Source organism: Pseudoalteromonas sp. NBT06-2, from assembly GCF_002276045.1.
Classification (GTDB): domain Bacteria; phylum Pseudomonadota; class Gammaproteobacteria; order Enterobacterales; family Alteromonadaceae; genus Pseudoalteromonas.
Genome location: NZ_NQMR01000366.1, coordinates 1 through 1247, shown reverse-complemented (window position 1 = coordinate 1247; position 1247 = coordinate 1). Strand labels below are relative to the sequence as shown.

Below are 1247 nucleotides of genomic sequence, written 5' to 3'. Positions count from 1 at the left end.
ATGGCAAAAGAAAAGTTTGAACGCGTAAAACCGCATGTTAACGTTGGTACAATTGGCCACGTAGATCACGGTAAAACAACTCTAACAGCAGCAATCACAAACGTACTTGCAAAAGTATACGGTGGTGAAGCTAAAGATTTCGCAGCAATCGATAATGCGCCAGAAGAAAGAGAACGTGGTATCACAATCTCAACTTCTCACGTTGAATACGATACTCCATCACGTCACTACGCACACGTAGATTGTCCTGGTCACGCCGATTATGTTAAAAACATGATCACTGGTGCTGCTCAAATGGATGGTGCTATCTTAGTAGTTGCTGCAACTGACGGTCCTATGCCACAAACACGTGAGCATATCCTACTTTCTCGTCAGGTTGGTGTTCCTTACATCATTGTTTTCATGAACAAATGTGACATGGTTGATGATGAAGAGCTACTTGAACTAGTAGAAATGGAAGTGCGTGAACTTCTTTCAGAATATGAATTCCCAGGTGATGATTTACCACTAATTGCGGGTTCAGCTCTTAAAGCTCTTGAAGGCGAAAAGCAGTGGGAAGATAAGATCGTTGAGCTTGCAGAAGCACTAGATACTTACATTCCAGAGCCAGAGCGTGATATTGATAAGCCTTTCATTATGCCTATCGAAGATGTTTTCTCAATTCAAGGACGTGGTACAGTTGTAACAGGTCGTGTTGAAGCTGGTATCATTAACGTGAATGATTCAGTAGAAATCGTTGGTATCAAAGAAACTACAGTTTCTACCTGTACTGGTGTTGAGATGTTCCGTAAGCTTCTAGACGAAGGTCGTGCTGGTGAGAACATTGGTGCATTACTACGTGGTACTAAACGTGAAGATGTTGAACGTGGTCAAGTACTAGCTGCTCCAGGTACAATCAATCCTCATACTCAGTTTGAGTCTGAAGTTTACGTATTAAGCAAAGATGAAGGTGGTCGTCATACTCCATTCTTCAAAGGTTACCGTCCACAGTTTTACTTCCGTACAACTGACGTAACTGGAGATGTTCAATTACCAGAAGGCGTAGAAATGGTAATGCCAGGCGACAACGTTAAAATGGTTGTTGAACTTATCTGTCCAATCGCGATGGATGAAGGTTTACGCTTCGCTATCCGTGAAGGTGGCCGTACTGTTGGTGCTGGTGTTGTTGCTAACATCATCAAATAATAATTTTTTTGTGATATAAGTCACGAGTAAAATTGTTAGAAAAAGGTCACTTAGGTGGCCTT

Annotated in this window: 1 protein-coding gene; it reads left to right on the top strand. The window is 41.9% G+C overall.

Annotation, left to right across the window (positions count from 1 at the left end; translation table 11 throughout):
• The gene (tuf, locus tag CJF42_RS26090) at positions 1 to 1185 is read left to right on the top strand and encodes an elongation factor Tu (RefSeq protein ID WP_095369386.1); all 1185 of its coding nucleotides are present in this window, start codon (positions 1 to 3) and stop codon (positions 1183 to 1185) included.
• Positions 1186 to 1247: the final 62 nt, after the last annotated feature.